We start from the raw sequence: 15,256 nt of genomic DNA on the forward strand, positions 1-15,256 counted from the left end.
GTCATTCTAGTCTTTTACATGAAGCCTGTGTTGTTCAAAATTAATGTAATGGACTCTGCCGGTGACATTTTCAACGAAGCCATTGTTAATTAAATTCAAGTACCTCAGAGACGAGAAGATCCATCTCTTCAATTTGTTTGTCATCTAAGGATGGTTTTTCAATTTTGATACATCAATCAAATCTTGTTTAAGTTGTGTTAAATGTTCTGGAAGCATCATTGATGTCCATTTGATTTTTCCTCGATCCCTAAGCATATCGACTCACTCCTTTATTGATCTAATATCAATAGAACTAAAGTTCTTTATTCAATATAAATAAGAACAAAAGTTCGATGTGAATGTTGGTAATAAAATATAAAGGTCAATAATGATATAGGTAGTATTAATAAAGGAGAGATTCTTATCGACGAGGGAGAGAGTAATGGTGAATGAAGAAGAGGTTAATTGGATTTTTGATTTTAGTTCCTGTTTTGATTATGTCAGGTATAACTTTAACCGAAGCAAATAAAAAGTCCCCTTTGGAAGTAATTGATAGTATTCGGGATGAATTTGGTTTATTTAGTGTGCAAATTGGTCAAACAGATCCGGCAATTACAATTGGCATGGATCAAACCAAAAGTGAAGCAAAGCTCCGTGAATATTTAGAACATAATCTATCAAGAGAAGCAAAGGAAAAATATAAGATTTATATATTCAAAGATAATATTGATAAGTTGAAGAAAGAGCATCAAAAGTATTTGCGAGAAAATAACCTCAATAAATAAAATACCCAGCACTAAGCTGGGCATTGTTTCATATTTAAATTGAATTTTTATAAGCATTAATTGCTTCGTTTCGCAACAGCATATTATTTTTGTTAACCATGCCTAAGTTGCAAGCTTTTTTGATAATATCTAATACCTGTGAATCTAATGCAGAGAGATTGCCTCCTGGATTAAATCTTGATTTCCAATAGTCTAAAGACTTATTTAGGTCAAGTGAGCTTTTTTTGTTCTCGGGATTAACTACTTCATTTTTCTCAAGTTTTTCACAGAATTCACTAAAACCAATGGATCTACTAGGAGCTGAGTTATTCCCCCCGTATCCTTCTGTAGCCAAGCTGCAAAATGCTAAGAATTTTGGATCTTTAGTTACATCATAATTAGAAGAGCTAATCACCTGGTTCACTCTCTTTCAAAATCAATTTTTTGGCTGTAAACAAAAGTGGTGCCTGAGCTTAATGCTTTAATCTGTATAGAGTTATCTTGAAGTGCGTCCATTGGAATCTCAAAATATTTATCCCAGCCTATAACCACCTTATTCTGACCAAGAATGGCATCAGATTTGTACATCCTAGCTGTACCATCATATAACAGATTTTTCCCATCTTTACCCGTGATAACTGTTAACTTTGTATACCCCATAAAACGAGCCCTAACGTGAAGTTTATCACCTTTTAAAACACTTGGAGCTTTGGTTTGGTTAAAGTTAATGTAATCCCAAGCAAAGTCGTTTCCATCTGATGTTATCCCTGTAATTTGCAGATAATAAAGTGGTGTTGCTTCTGCTGCTTTGGCTTTTGATGAATCAGTGAAAGCAAAAGCTACTACTGCTAGAAGAGCAAGCAGCACATACGTAATTCTCTTCTTCATTTCCTAAATCCTCCTTGGTACAAGTTTACATGTTAAATATCGTCATTTGAAGGGAATTGTTTAATATTTGAAATAAAAAAAGAACCTGCATTAAGCACGTTCTTTTCATACTGTCAATTTATTGTGAATTTTTAACGACAAGGACATTTATGTATAGTAAAATATTCCCTGCTCATTAAGTTTGCTCACTCAAGGGAGTCTTGCTCATCCCCTATGAAAGAGGGTGAGGCTATGTCAACATCCAGGCATTAATGCTAATGCTTGCATTCGGGTCATTTATAATTGCCCTGTTGACATATATAAATAAAAAATAGACCTCCCTTGAGCCTAAGAACCTGAAGTGATAGGTCTACCAAGAAATCACATCGAGCAAGCCCTTTAGTGGGTAGCTTTAGTACAGAGACGGGGTGTTGATAGCACCCTAGTCTTTTTATTTTTTGCATTTTTTATACCTTAAAAAGCATAATCCTTATCCTAATTATAACCATATAGAAATGTTATTTGAATACAATTGCTTTATGGATAAAACCATTATTTTATTTAGATTGAGGATGTGCAACTCAAGTGTATCTATTGAGCAATTGCAATATTTTTACTTAATCGTCCCAGTCTTCATCCTCTTCCCAATCATCTTTCGCTTCCTGAATCTTATTATAAAAAAATTCAATAAAGCTTTCTGCAACAGTATCTTGATAACCAACTACCCTATCCCATTCAACTACAGGGCATTCTCCGTCTTTCATTTTATTTGTATCTAGACAGTAAGCAAAGTAATCAACATCTTCAATAACCACAAGTCCATCAGTAAGACCATAGTGTTCTTTATATTCATTAGTTCTATTTACAACTAATGCATGATCAAAGTTGTAGCCTAAAACTAAAACACCGAATAAACCACCAGCACCGTATTTTTCTAAAAACCATTTATAACTGTTGGGGAGATCGCATTGGAGGTTTTCTTCAATGCGACCAATGTTTTCATGACTTGCGCCTTCTGTAAATATAGCATTTTGTTTATTTTCATTAATAAAGTTCTCAACCTTCGAATAAATCATATAAACACCTCAATTCTCATTTTCAAATTGTTTCTCCACTTCCAATATCTCTTTCTAAAGCTCTCGTATTGTGCTTTTAAAACCTTAGCATTTCTAAAACTTTCACCATCAGACTTAAGCTGATGAATGACATCACTGTATTTTGTATGTAACCTGTTCGGGATTTCAAGCATTGGGCCAGGTTCTTCTTGAATCAAGTGATGTAAATTAATCTGTGTACCGTCTTTTGCATAAGGGGCATTCCCGTTTTTCATTAGCTGAAGATTTGTAACACCGAATTCTGTTTTTTGATTAATATCAATATCTTTCATAGTATACACTCTACGGCTTACATCTTTAACTTTCCCCTTCGCCTTTACCTTCCCCTCTATTTCATATGCTTCATACTTTTCTTTATTTAGCCATGGAGGACTTATCTTTTGGCCAGTAAACGGTTTTCTTGTTCCATCCGGTATTTTCTTCGCATTAGTCAAAAGTTCATTCTTAAGGCTTTGGCTATCAACCACATTGTATGGCACATTATCAGCTAGAGCAAAGTCGTACTTAGGATTATAAGGCAGCAAATCTGTCCTTAATTTTCTTCCCTGCCTGACTTGCTTTGTTTATGACCTTCCCCCACCAAAGTTAGTCACATACATCACCCCTTTATTTCCTTTTAACAATAACCTTTCAAATTCCAAAAGTTGTGGACAGATCGTGATAGGCGCTCTTTTCAATGAATATAATGCAATAAATTCTAAAAAGAGGTGCCTCCAAAAAAGTGAATTCTCTAATGAATGATGACATGGTAAAGATCATTAGAAATGGCCTTAGCGCATCGCAGCATCCTAAGCACATTCTTGTTATAGGAGCTGGATTGTCCGGGCTTGTATCAGCATCTTTGCTGAAAAATGCCGGTCACAGAGTAACGATTCTCGAAGCGAGCGGCAGAGCGGGCGGCCGTGTCTGCACTTTAAGATCTCCCTTTAGTGATGATTTGTATTTCAACGCTGGCCCGATGCGCATACCGAATAACCATTCGTTAACCTTAGAGTATATAAAAAAATTCAAATTGCCAACAAATGTATTTATCAATAGAACCCCTATGGACATCATTTATGCAAATGGAATCAAAACACGTCTCCAAGTTTTTGAGCGAGCTCCTGGAATATTGAGATACCCAGTTGCACCAAATGAACAAGGGAAAACGTCTGAAGAGCTGATGCTTTCTTTACTGCAGCCTATTCTAAATTTTATCAATCAAAATCCAGCGAGAAATTGGCGGATTGTCGAAGAACAATACAAAAATCATTCGTTAAGCTCTTTTTTAAACACGTATTTTTCATATGGCGCGATCGATATGATCGGTGTACTTTTGGATATGGAAGCGTATATGGGGATGTCCCTTGTTGAAGTATTGCGGGAATCTATCTTTTTTTCTTCACCCGCTCACTTCTATGAGATAACCGGCGGCATGGATCTGCTGCCTCACGCGTTTCTTCCTCAATTAAAAACAAACATTCTATACCATCAAAAAATGATGAAAATTTCTCAGGGTGAAAATAGTGTTACGATCCATTGTCAGCATCAACAAACGGCAGAATTCACATCATTCACAGCTGATCTCGCTATTGTAACCATTCCTTTTTCAACATTGCGATTTGTAAAAGTCGAACCATACCATTCATTCTCGTACTATAAACGGAGGGCAATCCGTGAGCTAAACTATATCAGTGCAACAAAAATCGGCATAGAGTTTAAAAGCCGATTTTGGGAAAAAGCCGGGCAGCGCGGCGGCAAATCTATTACTGATCTACCGATTCGTTTTTCGTATTATCCAAGCAGAAATATTGGAGCAAATGGACATGCCGTCATTCTGGCCAGTTATACTTGGGCTGATGAGGCACTGATATGGGACAGTCTTTCAGAAGGAGAGCGAATCCAGTATACTTTACTGAATTTATCTGAAATCTATGGTGATATTGTGTGGTCTGAATTTGTGTCTGGCACTTCTTTTAGCTGGAGCCAGTACCCGTATTCTGCGGGAGGTTTTACAGCTTTCGAACCAGGACAAGAATTAGAGCTGTATCCCTATATTCCTGTCCCTGAGGGCAGAGTTCATTTCGCCGGAGAACACGCCTCACTCACTCATGCGTGGATGCAAGGCGCGATTGAATCTGGAATACGTGTTGCTTATGAGGTCAATCGCTTACCTTAGATCATGCTCACCTTCTGTACTAAAAGATTATTACATTTCATATAATAAGATCTTGATTAGACGGACAAATTCAACCACAAAAACAAAGTAATCCTTGCATTCCTTCGCCCTCCATGCTATATTCATATAGCGATGAGCTGAATTGTGTAAGCCGATGTACATGCCCTTTGCGGCACACACGAATGTGGCGTGTGGTGCATTGCCTCAATACGCAAAGACGTTTGCCTTAGGCAAACGTCTTTTTTGTGTTATCCGATTTTTGTGCCGTTTGAAACAGGCTGATCCGGCTGCAGCAGAACAACATCGCCCTGGCCGGGAATGCCGCCGAGGACCAAGACTTCCGATTTAAATCCGGCGATCCGGCGGGGCGGAAAGTTCACGACTGCTATGACTTGCTTGTTGATGATATCTTCCGGCTTGTAACGCTTCGTGATTTGTGCGCTGGATTGTTTTATGCCGATTTCAGTCCCAAAATCTATCACAAGCTTGATTGCCGGTACTCTTGCTTCAGGAAATTCTTCAGCTTTTACAATTGTTCCCGTTCTGATATCCAATTTCTCAAAGTCTTCAATAACTGCCATATCAATAACTCCTTTTTCTCCTATTGTAAAGGAGATATACAATATTCTTTTAACGAAAGAGCCATCATTTTTTATCCGAATATAAGGTGTTTCGATACAGGCGGGGCGGCATTCCTGTGCTTTTTGTGAACCATCTGGTAAAAGAAGAAAGGTTTTGAAAGCCCAGCGCCTCGCTCACGACGGTAAGGGTTTCATTTCTCTCCATCAGCATTCGTTTTGCTTCCTCAAGGCGAAGGTCGGCAATATAGTTCTGCGGGGACTTCCCTGTCTGTTTTTTGAACCAGCTTGAATAGTAAGCTGGGTGATAATGCTCGATTTCTGCCAGCTTCTTAATCGTCAGCCGCTCAAATAAATGGCTGTGAATGTATGCAATTGAGGCATAGCTATGGGATTGAAGCTTTTCTTTTATGTATTGTACTAGCATATGAAGCGAGTTGGCTGTTCCGGCCTTTGCTTCCTCTGTCAGCAAGTACCTGATCGAAGACCAGAAAGGATCGAGTGCAGCTTCAATTCCCGATCCTGCACGATACTCATCAATTTTCATTGCATGAAGCGGAACATCCAGTACAAGACATTCATTTCTTCCGATAGAACGGAAACGATGCTCACACTCCGGCGGAATATATAAAAAATGATCTGGCTTTAATTTCACCTGGCGCTCTTCAGTCTCAAGATCAATACTCCCTTCAAGCGGAAAAAGAAATTGGCTGTATGCGTGCTTATGTGAATGATAAAGGTGTGTGTATGTCCGTTTTTCGCAAATCATCTCTTGAAGCGAGTCCATTAGCAAACCCCTTCCTTTGGTCATCTTTTAATCCGGTAATGGTGTTCCGATATAGGTGAGAATCCGATTTTTTCATATAAAGAAACTGCCGCCAGATTTTCTTTCATCACTTGTAAAAACATGCGTTCCGCTCCGTTGTTTTTTGCCCATTCAGTCAACACCCTGATCACTTGGGTTCCTGCCCCTTTTCCTCTGTGCTCCTCAGCTACAACGATATTACTAAGTCCGCCATAACCATCAATGACAGAAACCGTGCCAAGCGCTGTCAGGCTTTCTTTGTCATACATCTTGAAAAAAGTTTTACACGGCGGCATGCGTTCGAATATGTGTTTGTAACCTTTGTGACGTTCGGGTGAAAACCCTTCTAATTGAATAAATTCATCTATCCAAACAGATGATGGCTCTTGTTCCCACTTGTATGTAAATCCGCTGTTGTCATTTGTTCGGCTCATAATTGACCGGCACAACGCTGTCATCTGGAAGCACTCGTCTACCTTTTCATAACGGCTATCTGCCAATGCGTCATCAAGCCCTTTCGGTGATGCGTTGCTAATATGAAAACAAACAGGTAAGCCTAAACTTTGATAAAAAAGTTCGGCCTCTAGCTGAAAATCCCCTTCAGGCATATCCGCAGACGTCCATACGCTATTTGCCCTTTTGGTTACGCCAAAATTCGCTCTGAGAAGCCATTTCCCTATGCTTTTTTGAAAATAAGCCGGCCATGAAGCTGCCGCTAATCGTTCAATCTTGTGAATGTCATCCATTGCATAATGCCTCTCCCCTATGTATACTCCCTTGATATTATACAATATTCAGAAATATAAGACATCCATTTATTTGTTTACATAATATTTTTATTGTTTATTAATAATCCTGACAAAAATGTCCGAATTGAAAATGACAGGCTTTCTAAAATGTCCTCCTCACGTTCAAATGCTTCTTTTGCGATTAAAACAGCAAAGCCATGCAGCAGGCTTCTGAGCCCCCTTGTCGCATGAATGGCAGTCTTTTCACTTGCATAGCCGTTTTCAATGAGCAGCTTCGTCACAAGACAGACAATTTGGTCAGAGACGATTTCCGTCCGTTTGTCCTGAACCTTAAGAAGAGCCGCTTCATAATATCCGGGATTTTCAATTGCAAAATCAACATATGCATGAGCTAAAGAAAGCATCGCGGAATCTCCCTTTCGTTCGGTTACGGAGTCCGCCATTTGATCAAAAAGCTTTGTCAGTCCTCTGACAGCAAGTTCTGCTCTGATCGCTTGCAGCCCGTTGATATGGTTATACAATGACGGGGGGCGCACATTCATTTTTTTAGAAAGTGCCGCAAGTGAGACACCATTTACCCCTTCCTGATCGGCAATCTCCGCTGCAGCGTCTACAATCATTTTTTGGGTCAAACCTATTCTCGGTGACATGCTCATCATCCTTTCTTTGCTTTTTGGATCGCCTGTCTCATCCGCTCTGAAGGTGATCGCAGGAATTTTCCATGTCCGACAGCGAGACAGGAAGGCGCCTTATCGGCGAGCAATTGTGCACTTTTGATGGCCTCCTCCTTATTCCATGTGGCGAAAGCGGGAAAAGGAAACGTCCATTTTATCTGACCTGATACAGCGATTCCTCCGCGCAACTGAAACGCATCTCCTGCTATTAAAGTGCCGTTTCTTGTATCAAGAAATGACATGCTGCCCGGTGTATGGCCCGGTGTTGGAATGGCAAGCAGAGAACCAATTGTTTCACCGCCCGTCAGCAGTTGGTGAGGCTTTGTTTGTATGTGTTTCGGAATACCTCCTTTTATAGGCGTCTGCGGCTCATCTTGCCACAAGGATGTGTCACCTTGGAGCAAGAATGAATCCCGTTCCGAGATCATGACCTTTGCATGCGGAAATGTTTGTGCCAATGTATCCAGTGATCCGACATGGTCCCCATGTGCATGAGTCAGTAAAATATGCTGAAGCGGTTTTCCAAGTTGATTCACAGCTTGAATAATCCCTTTATAGCTGCCTGGCAGTGCAGCATCAATAAGGGTGACTTCGTTTTCTTCCTCTACTAAATAGCAATTAACCGGAAACAATGCTGGAAAAAAAGTCAGCTGCCAAACCGTTTGGTACTGAGTAATTCTCATCTTTTTATTCCTCCTAACAAAAACTAATGTCGTTAGTTTTATTATTAACTAACACCATTAGTTTTTCAAGAGTTTATTATTTTTTTATCGCTACATAAATGTTAACTTGTGCTCGCTGTGGCACTGCGGCACTTTGATCATACATCTCAAAATCACCTGTAAACGTGCGCAGATGCCGCTTATCCCAAGTCCAAATTTCCTTCCACGTTTCAAGCACAATCTCTTCAATAGGACCGATTCTGGAAGTGAAAACGGCGTAAGCGGAAGCCGGCAAATCAATGTTTTCATATGGTCCCGGAAGAATGTCGTCGTATTCCTGAAACGTTCCGACTGAAAACGTATAAAACCCATTCGTCTCTTGTTCATAATTCGAATATAAGGCAATAATGCTTTTGTCTTTTTCAGCCTGTGATAAAAGAGCGCTCATATCCTGCTTCCAGAATTGGTCCCACAGTGCCGGAATCCTCCTTTCTTCCGTCATTTCCAGTGCGTTGCTTGTCCGTTGTGACAGTCCGGCAAATCGTTTCCGGTCTAAGTGTGTTATATGTGAAAAGCCCATACGATCTCCTCCTTTTGTTAAGATTATAGACAAAGAAACCTGACAGCAGTGTGTCAGGTTTCATATATTTTTTGCATGTGATGAATGGTTTCTTTTACTTTATCCCGTATATGAAGAGGCTGCAGAACCTCAATATCCTTTCCGAACTGGAGCAAAAAACCGATCAGCCATTGATCTTCTGGAAGTGAAATCACTGCCCGGCAGATTTCATCTTCCTCACAGTGAAGGACATCATATCCGAACCATTCACCTATACGCTGACGTGCTGCCGGCTGAACAAGAATAACCAGTTCAGTTAAACGGCCCTTCTGGTACCAATTCTTATCCCATGGCAAAGTATCCAGCTGAATGTCTTTTCTGATAAAGGTTTGATGTAAGATGGCCAGATCTTTCATCCGGTTCAGTTTAAAAAAACGAAAATCATTTCTTACCAGGCAGTAGGCATATAAATACCAGTGCCCCGCCTTGCAAACCAATGTATAAGGTTCAGTTTCCCGAAGTAGTGTTTCCCCGCTTGCGCTTGTATATGTAAAAGATATCGTTGACAATCGATCGATGGCGGCGCTGATTTTCTCACGAAACGCCTTTTCATCCTCGGTATGGCCCCATGCCGTCATGTCAATAAACCATTTTTCTGTTTGGTGCTTAAATGCTTGAGCAGAGTGCTCCGGTATAAGGTGTTTGATTTTTTGATAGGCTGTGCTGTGAGAAACGGGTTCATACATAGATGAAACGCTCTGCAAAGCGGAAGCAATTGCAAACAATTCCTCCTCCTTCAGCCACTCTCTTTCAAGCCGATACGTTTCCATGATGCCAATTCCGCCCCCGGAACCCTGTGAGGTCACAATCGGAATACCAGCCCTATTGATCGTCTCAATATCACGGTAAATTGTTCTGACAGATACTTCAAACAGCTCAGCAAGCTCTGCAGCCTGCACTTGTTTTTTGCTGATCAATAACACAACCATCGCTAACAAACGTTCCAGTTTCATTCTGCGCACCTTTTCTTCTTGTATTTTCCAACAAAACAATCATAACATTTTGATAAAGCTTGGGCATATCTATTATGCGGCGGAATACACCTCGCATATGCTATGAAAACAGGGGGTTCCCCTTCTTTTTTGTGTTCAGTATTTATTTCAGCTACTATTTCCAACCGGATAAGCATACACTTCTCAACGGAGGGGATTTCACATCATGCATCTTACACTTCAGAGCGTTTATCCTGCCATGATCATTATCTTTTTTCTGTATAAAAAAATTAAAAGGTCCATCGGATACCAGCCGCTGAAGCCCCGCTGGCTGTTCACCCGTATCATTCTTTTCTCGCTGTTTGCTTTTGGCCTTTCAATCTTCAGCGCCATTCACCCTTTTTTATATGGATATCTCATTTTGGGCATTCTTGGCGGATGGCTCCTTGTCTTTTTCGCTAAGAAAAACATCTCCTTTGAAAAACGCAGAGGAAAGATCTATTTTCGGACTCATATTTGGGTAGAAATGATTCTCTTAACCTTATTCCTGTCAAGATTTCTATATCGAGTGACAGAGCTTTATCTTACCTCGCCTGATCTAAACAGCCTTGGATCTTACAGTCAGTCAATCGGAACGGACCCTCTGACAATAGGCGTCTTTTTTCTGATAGCCGTTTATTATATCGGTTTTTCTTCTTTTGTCATCAAGCTCAGCAGAAACGAACTCGAACAGCACGGACACAATAAAGAAAAAGACATCCTTGCCCGCTAGCAGCGAGTTAAGCAAGGATGTCTTTTTCAATCATGCTGTGTATGATGGATCATTTGCTGAAGAACATCTAAAACATGTTCATCCTCCGGAGAGTAATAAATCGATGTTCCTTCTCTGCGCGATTTGACAAGTCGAAGATTTTTTAAAAATCTAAGTTGGTGGGACACGGTGGATTGCAGTAAATTCAGCTTTTCTGCAATTCCGTTTACTGCATGCTCACCCTGGGACAATAAATGGAGAATCCTGATTCGGGTAGGATCAGAAAGCGCTTTGAATGTTTGCGCGACTAGAAACAGCGTCTCCTCGTCCAGATCAGCAGCCGATTGTTCCGTTTCTCTAAATTCAGTCATATGTATCACCTTTCTTTATTCATAGTTTTATCTTATAACAAATGCGCTTGAGTGCAAACCAGCCTGCTTGTATTCCATTTCAATCTCATAGTTTAAATTTATGTTTCAAATCAGGTTTTTACTTGGTCTGATATACCGTCTTATGTCATAATAAAAAAGGTCATACTGCTCCAAACATTGAGGGTGAAACACAGTGAAGAAAAAGAGAAAAGGCTGTTTCGCTGCTGCGGGTTTTATGATGATTTTTGTCTTTGTCATCGCCTCTTTTTTATTGGTCCTGCTTTTTTTCAACCGGGATTTAATCAAAAAACTTCCGATCGATACGAAAACGATTGTTTTAGAACGTTTAACCGATTACAAACCCTTGGTGGAAGAAGAGCTTGAAAGCCAAGGACTCTCTAATTATACATCACTCATATTAGGCATGATGTATCAGGAGTCAAAAGGAAAAGGCAATGATCCCATGCAGTCCTCTGAATCTCTGGGGTTAAAACGCAATGAGATAACAGACCCTCAACTCAGTGTTAAACAAGGCATCAAGCAATTTACCCTCATGTACAAGACCGGTAAGGAAAAAGGCGTGGATTTGGATACCATTATTCAAAGCTACAACATGGGGGCAGGTTACATTGATTTTGTAGCTGAACATGGAGGAACGCATACTGAGGAATTGGCAAAACAATACTCCGAGCAGCAAGTCAAAAAAAATCCTGATCTGTATACTTGCGGGGGAAATGCGAAAAATTTCCGCTATCCGTATTGCTACGGTGATTATACGTATGCAGAAAAAGTAAAAGAAAAAACAAAAACTGTTGAAGAATCTTTGCAGGTTGCAACACTTGAAACCATGGAATCCAAGGCTCATGAATAAGAGTCTATCAATTTACTGGCAAAAGCCCAAAAATAGATTTGGGCTTTTGCCATGTTTACATGTAAAAAAAGCCATACTGAGTATGGCTTTTAATAATACGGTGAAATCATCAAATATACAATAACGCCTGTAAGGCTTACATACAGCCATAGAGGCATTGTCCATCTCGCAATTTTTTTGTGGCGCTCTACCTGCATGCTGAAGCCTCTGATCAGCGTAAACAGCGCAAGCGGCACAATGATTGCAGAAAGGCAGATATGTGTAATTAAAATAAAGAAATAAATCGGGCGCATAATACCTTCTCCGCCATAGAGCGTGTTTTCCGCAATCGAGTGGTACGTCACATAGCAAATCAAAAATAGTAAAGTTGTTGTGAATGCGGCCAAAATAAAGCGTTTGTGAGCTTTGATATTTTTCTGTTTAATCATAATCAGCGCGGCCAATAAGAAGATAAACGTAAAGCTGTTGAATATCGCATTCAGCATTGGCAAAATGTGAATATTCGCATGGCTGAACTGATCTAATTTAGGCATAAAAAACAGCACTGCGATTAAACCGTTAATCAGAACTGTCAGCGTAAGGACAATCCCCGTGTAATTTTTCGGTTTATTTTCTGTTTGGTTCATTTGGTGACCTCTCCTAATTTGTACTGGCTATCCAAATCGTATGCAAATTCAAAGAAGATGTCAACGGTTTCGATTGCTTCGTCAGAAATTAGACACACTTCAAAGGCCGGAGGCTATTAGCCCCGGCCTGTTAGGTTTACGCCTCTTTTATCAAATGTTCAATGACCTTATGTTCATTTTCATTCAGCAGGTTCTTTTGAATTTTCGAATGAATGGGTTTATTCATATGCTGATCCAAGATATCGGCCGTTTCTTTATCCCCGGCGATAACCATTCGTTCCCATCTTTTCGCGGCAGCTTTTTGATCAAGGCTGGCAGCCAGCCGCTTATACAGTCTCGATTGGTTCTCTGTTACATGTTCCCTCATCCGGTTCTCTTCAAATCGTGCCGCTTTGTCTACAGCTGAATGGCAATTCTTCCAAGATTCATTGATCATATCATACTCATAACGCTCCACCGCCTCAATTTTCCCTAAAACGGTTTCAATAATTTTCACTTCATGCTGCTGAGTTAAAATAAACGCCGTACTTGGGTATGTCTGGCGCAAACCCTTTAGCTGATCCAGGACAGCTGTTTCTTCCCAGTAAAATCTTGTATCTACAGGGACTTGAAGCTTAATAGGCTCCCATATGCCGCTGTCGGAAACAAAAAACACGAGACTGCGGGGCATGTCTTTTCCTATTGCATTCAAGTATTGATTCATTTTAGCCCTGATTCCATCCAGACACTTTTCCTCCTCTGGATCACTAACTGCCAAATACTCTTTTAATCGGCTGAATCCTGACTTTAGGGCAATCTTCCATTCTCCCCCCTGCTGCTCTGGATCTCTCATGTCTGTATTGAGATACAGGGAGAGAATTTTATCCGGCGGTTCCAATTGGACATACTGTAATTTGTTAATCAATGAATCAATCGCCATTCTGATTCCTCCTTTTTCACAGGTTAGTTTTCTTTTTCCTCTCTTAAAAACGATCAAACCTGACTTTCCGCTAATTTCTAGTAATAATGGAATTGTTGTTTACAATACGCCTCTCTTCTAATACAATTGGTAACTGTGTTTCTAAGCTGATTTTTGAAAGGAGTTTGATCTTGTTTACTATTAAAGAAAAAAATCGTCAAGAGCTTGAAGAAGAATTAAATGATTTAGAATTTCAAATTTATCGCATGCAGGAGAATATGAAGGATTTATCTAAAGATGCCAAAGTGCTTGGTATTGATCAATCGAACAATGAAGAATGGATGATTGTTTCCTCGATTGATGATGGCCAAACATGCAAAATTATGCTAACTGATTGTAAAACGGCTTACCGAGGAAAAGGCTGTTTTTCACTTGTAGCGTCTTACAAGGACGATGCCATTCATATAGGCGATATAAAAGGCCCTCCGAATCACGGGTTTGGTTCCATTTGCATGAAATATTTAAAAGATATAGCAAGAGACCACAATATACCGAAAGTCACCGGAGACATCGCCAAACGGGATTGGAATCATGTAGACCGGCTGATTCACTTTTATGAAAAACATCAATTCAAAGTATGTATCGATCATGATACCCAATCCGGCAGCATTAAGTGGGTTGATTTGTAAAAAAGTCTGGAAGAAAGAGCCAAGATATGCTGTAATGGTATAAAACCATTGATGGAGGGTTCTATGTACGCCTCAAAACTGAAAATGGGAGACGAAATCCGGATCGTGTCTCCCGCGACCAGCATGTCTATATTAACAAATGAAGCAAAAATCCAAGCAAAAACGGCGTTAGAACGCTTAGGTTATCGGGTAACCATCGCTGAACACGCAAATGAATGTAACGAATTTGATTCATCCTCTATCGAGTCAAGAGTCCAAGATCTGCACGCTGCCTTTTTTGATCCAGGCGTCAAAGCGATTTTAACGACACTCGGAGGGTTTAATTCAAATCAGCTGCTGCGTTATCTTGATTACGAGAAAATCAAACGACATCCAAAAATTCTGTGCGGCTATTCCGATATAACCGCTCTTTGCAACGCTATTTATCAAAAAACGGGTCTTGTTACGTATTCAGGTCCCCACTTCTCAACATTTGCAATGAAAAAAGGACTCGATTATACAGAGGAGTATTTTCTTTCTTGCTGCGCTTCAGACGACCCGTTTGAAATTCTTCCTTCAAGTGAGTGGAGCGATGACCGCTGGTTTTTGGATCAAGAAAACAGGCGTTTTTATCCTAATAACGGCCCTGTTGTAATCCAAGAAGGTTATGCGGAAGGCACTTTAATTGGCGGAAACTTATGCACGCTTAATTTGCTGCAGGGAACGGAGTATTTTCCTGAAACAGAACATACTATTTTATTGATTGAAGATGATTATATGTCAGACATCCACATGTTTGACCGCGATCTGCAATCACTCATCCACCTCCCCGCTTTTTCACATGTAAAGGCGATTTTGATCGGCAGATTTCAGAAAGCATCAAACGTATCAATGGATCTTGTAAAAGCCATGATCGAAACAAAAAAAGAATTATCCGGCATCCCGATCATCGCAAATATAAATGCCGGACATACCTCGCCAATTGCCACGTTCCCTATAGGAGGAACATGCAGGATTGAAGCTATTTCGGGCACATCACGAATATGGATTGATAAGCATTAATCAGCTTGTAAATTTTTTTACAAGCTTTTTTAGCGCAATCGGTTATGCATGCCGCACGAGACATGACAAATGTCATATAGGAGGCATGATGTGTGCTACTACAAAAG

General features: G+C 40.1%; 20 protein-coding genes and 2 pseudogenes. 7 read left to right on the top strand and 15 right to left on the bottom strand.

Going from position 1 to position 15,256, the window contains the following annotated elements; genetic code table 11:
* Window positions 1-6: 6 nt before the first annotated feature.
* Window positions 7-255: pseudogene (locus CW370_RS05550) on the bottom strand (YolD-like family protein).
* A gap of 173 nt (window positions 256-428) precedes the next feature.
* Between CW370_RS05550 and CW370_RS05555 the strand changes: the two are divergent.
* The gene (locus CW370_RS05555; protein WP_024571447.1) at window positions 429-764 is read left to right on the top strand and encodes a hypothetical protein; all 336 of its coding nucleotides are present in this window, start codon (window positions 429-431) and stop codon (window positions 762-764) included.
* Between the two features lie 34 nt (window positions 765-798).
* Here CW370_RS05555 and CW370_RS05560 read toward each other — a convergent pair whose 3' ends face one another.
* Both CW370_RS05560 and CW370_RS05565 read right to left on the bottom strand, forming a co-directional pair.
* Complete coding sequence (locus tag CW370_RS05560; RefSeq protein ID WP_024571448.1) at window positions 799-1,158, bottom strand: hypothetical protein; 360 nt, start codon at window positions 1,156-1,158, stop codon at window positions 799-801.
* 5 nt (window positions 1,159-1,163) lie between these two features.
* Window positions 1,164-1,631: a DUF4879 domain-containing protein gene (locus CW370_RS05565; protein WP_003241736.1), complete on the bottom strand. Its 468-nt coding sequence runs from the start codon at window positions 1,629-1,631 to the stop codon at window positions 1,164-1,166.
* 239 nt (window positions 1,632-1,870) lie between these two features.
* Between CW370_RS05565 and CW370_RS21195 the strand changes: the two genes are divergently transcribed.
* Window positions 1,871-1,945 (top strand): putative holin-like toxin, encoded by a 75-nt coding sequence (locus tag CW370_RS21195; RefSeq protein ID WP_413927852.1) that lies wholly within the window; start codon window positions 1,871-1,873, stop codon window positions 1,943-1,945.
* Window positions 1,946-2,227: 282 nt separating this feature from the next.
* Here the strand turns inward: CW370_RS21195 and yobK are convergent, their stop codons facing one another.
* Both yobK and CW370_RS05575 read right to left on the bottom strand, forming a co-directional pair.
* Window positions 2,228-2,686: a type VII secretion system immunity protein YobK gene (yobK, locus tag CW370_RS05570; RefSeq protein ID WP_024571449.1), complete on the bottom strand. Its 459-nt coding sequence runs from the start codon at window positions 2,684-2,686 to the stop codon at window positions 2,228-2,230.
* 9 nt (window positions 2,687-2,695) lie between these two features.
* Window positions 2,696-3,301, bottom strand: a pseudogene (locus CW370_RS05575) (HNH/ENDO VII family nuclease); the annotation flags it as partial.
* 145 nt (window positions 3,302-3,446) lie between these two features.
* Between CW370_RS05575 and CW370_RS05585 the strand changes: the two are divergent.
* Window positions 3,447-4,883 carry a flavin monoamine oxidase family protein gene (locus CW370_RS05585; protein ID WP_154217702.1) on the top strand — a complete coding sequence of 479 codons (1,437 nt, stop codon included), beginning with the start codon at window positions 3,447-3,449 and terminating at the stop codon, window positions 4,881-4,883.
* 248 nt (window positions 4,884-5,131) lie between these two features.
* Here the strand turns inward: CW370_RS05585 and csaA are convergent, their stop codons facing one another.
* From csaA to CW370_RS05620, 7 genes are all read right to left on the bottom strand, one after another.
* Window positions 5,132-5,464, bottom strand: a complete 333-nt coding sequence (csaA, locus tag CW370_RS05590) for a chaperone CsaA (protein WP_024571452.1) — start codon at window positions 5,462-5,464, stop codon at window positions 5,132-5,134.
* Between the two features lie 64 nt (window positions 5,465-5,528).
* Complete coding sequence (locus CW370_RS05595) at window positions 5,529-6,254, bottom strand: helix-turn-helix domain-containing protein (RefSeq protein ID WP_015251919.1); 726 nt, start codon at window positions 6,252-6,254, stop codon at window positions 5,529-5,531.
* Window positions 6,255-6,268: 14 nt separating this feature from the next.
* The gene (locus CW370_RS05600; RefSeq protein ID WP_024571454.1) at window positions 6,269-7,012 is read right to left on the bottom strand and encodes a GNAT family N-acetyltransferase; all 744 of its coding nucleotides are present in this window, start codon (window positions 7,010-7,012) and stop codon (window positions 6,269-6,271) included.
* Window positions 7,013-7,089: 77 nt separating this feature from the next.
* On the bottom strand, window positions 7,090-7,665 hold the full coding sequence (locus CW370_RS05605) for a TetR/AcrR family transcriptional regulator (protein WP_024571455.1): 576 nt from the start codon (window positions 7,663-7,665) through the stop codon (window positions 7,090-7,092).
* A gap of 5 nt (window positions 7,666-7,670) precedes the next feature.
* Window positions 7,671-8,372, bottom strand: coding sequence for an MBL fold metallo-hydrolase (locus tag CW370_RS05610; RefSeq protein ID WP_024571456.1), 702 nt, complete (start codon window positions 8,370-8,372; stop codon window positions 7,671-7,673).
* 76 nt (window positions 8,373-8,448) lie between these two features.
* Complete coding sequence (locus CW370_RS05615) at window positions 8,449-8,931, bottom strand: GyrI-like domain-containing protein (RefSeq protein WP_014480008.1); 483 nt, start codon at window positions 8,929-8,931, stop codon at window positions 8,449-8,451.
* 53 nt (window positions 8,932-8,984) lie between these two features.
* Complete coding sequence (locus CW370_RS05620) at window positions 8,985-9,923, bottom strand: helix-turn-helix transcriptional regulator (RefSeq protein ID WP_024571457.1); 939 nt, start codon at window positions 9,921-9,923, stop codon at window positions 8,985-8,987.
* A 205-nt stretch (window positions 9,924-10,128) separates the two neighbouring features.
* On the opposite strand from CW370_RS05620, the gene csk22 reads away from it, so the two are divergent.
* Window positions 10,129-10,674 (top strand): mother cell-specific sporulation protein Csk22, encoded by a 546-nt coding sequence (gene csk22, locus CW370_RS05625; protein WP_095843767.1) that lies wholly within the window; start codon window positions 10,129-10,131, stop codon window positions 10,672-10,674.
* A 26-nt stretch (window positions 10,675-10,700) separates the two neighbouring features.
* Here csk22 and czrA read toward each other — a convergent pair whose 3' ends face one another.
* Complete coding sequence (gene czrA / locus CW370_RS05630) at window positions 10,701-11,024, bottom strand: Zn(II)-responsive metalloregulatory transcriptional repressor CzrA (protein WP_003231284.1); 324 nt, start codon at window positions 11,022-11,024, stop codon at window positions 10,701-10,703.
* A 193-nt stretch (window positions 11,025-11,217) separates the two neighbouring features.
* Here czrA and CW370_RS05635 point away from each other — a divergent pair, with 193 nt between their 5' ends.
* Complete coding sequence (locus CW370_RS05635) at window positions 11,218-11,895, top strand: lysozyme family protein (protein ID WP_003231283.1); 678 nt, start codon at window positions 11,218-11,220, stop codon at window positions 11,893-11,895.
* Window positions 11,896-11,984: 89 nt separating this feature from the next.
* On the opposite strand, the gene CW370_RS05640 is transcribed toward CW370_RS05635, so the two are convergent.
* A complete protein-coding gene (locus tag CW370_RS05640) occupies window positions 11,985-12,521 on the bottom strand; it encodes a DUF420 domain-containing protein (protein WP_003231280.1) in 537 nt (178 codons plus the stop codon).
* A gap of 136 nt (window positions 12,522-12,657) precedes the next feature.
* Entirely contained in the window at window positions 12,658-13,440 is a 783-nt protein-coding gene (locus tag CW370_RS05645; RefSeq protein ID WP_024573290.1) for a VLRF1 family aeRF1-type release factor, read from the bottom strand.
* Window positions 13,441-13,610: 170 nt separating this feature from the next.
* On the opposite strand from CW370_RS05645, the gene CW370_RS05650 reads away from it, so the two are divergent.
* Both CW370_RS05650 and CW370_RS05655 read left to right on the top strand, forming a co-directional pair.
* The gene (locus tag CW370_RS05650; RefSeq protein WP_024573291.1) at window positions 13,611-14,108 is read left to right on the top strand and encodes an N-acetyltransferase; all 498 of its coding nucleotides are present in this window, start codon (window positions 13,611-13,613) and stop codon (window positions 14,106-14,108) included.
* Window positions 14,109-14,171: 63 nt separating this feature from the next.
* Window positions 14,172-15,149: a S66 family peptidase gene (locus tag CW370_RS05655; protein WP_024573292.1), complete on the top strand. Its 978-nt coding sequence runs from the start codon at window positions 14,172-14,174 to the stop codon at window positions 15,147-15,149.
* Window positions 15,150-15,256: the final 107 nt, after the last annotated feature.

Source organism: Bacillus sp. SN32 (assembly GCF_002837495.1).
In the GTDB taxonomy this organism is placed as follows: Bacteria; Bacillota; Bacilli; order Bacillales; family Bacillaceae; genus Bacillus; species Bacillus subtilis.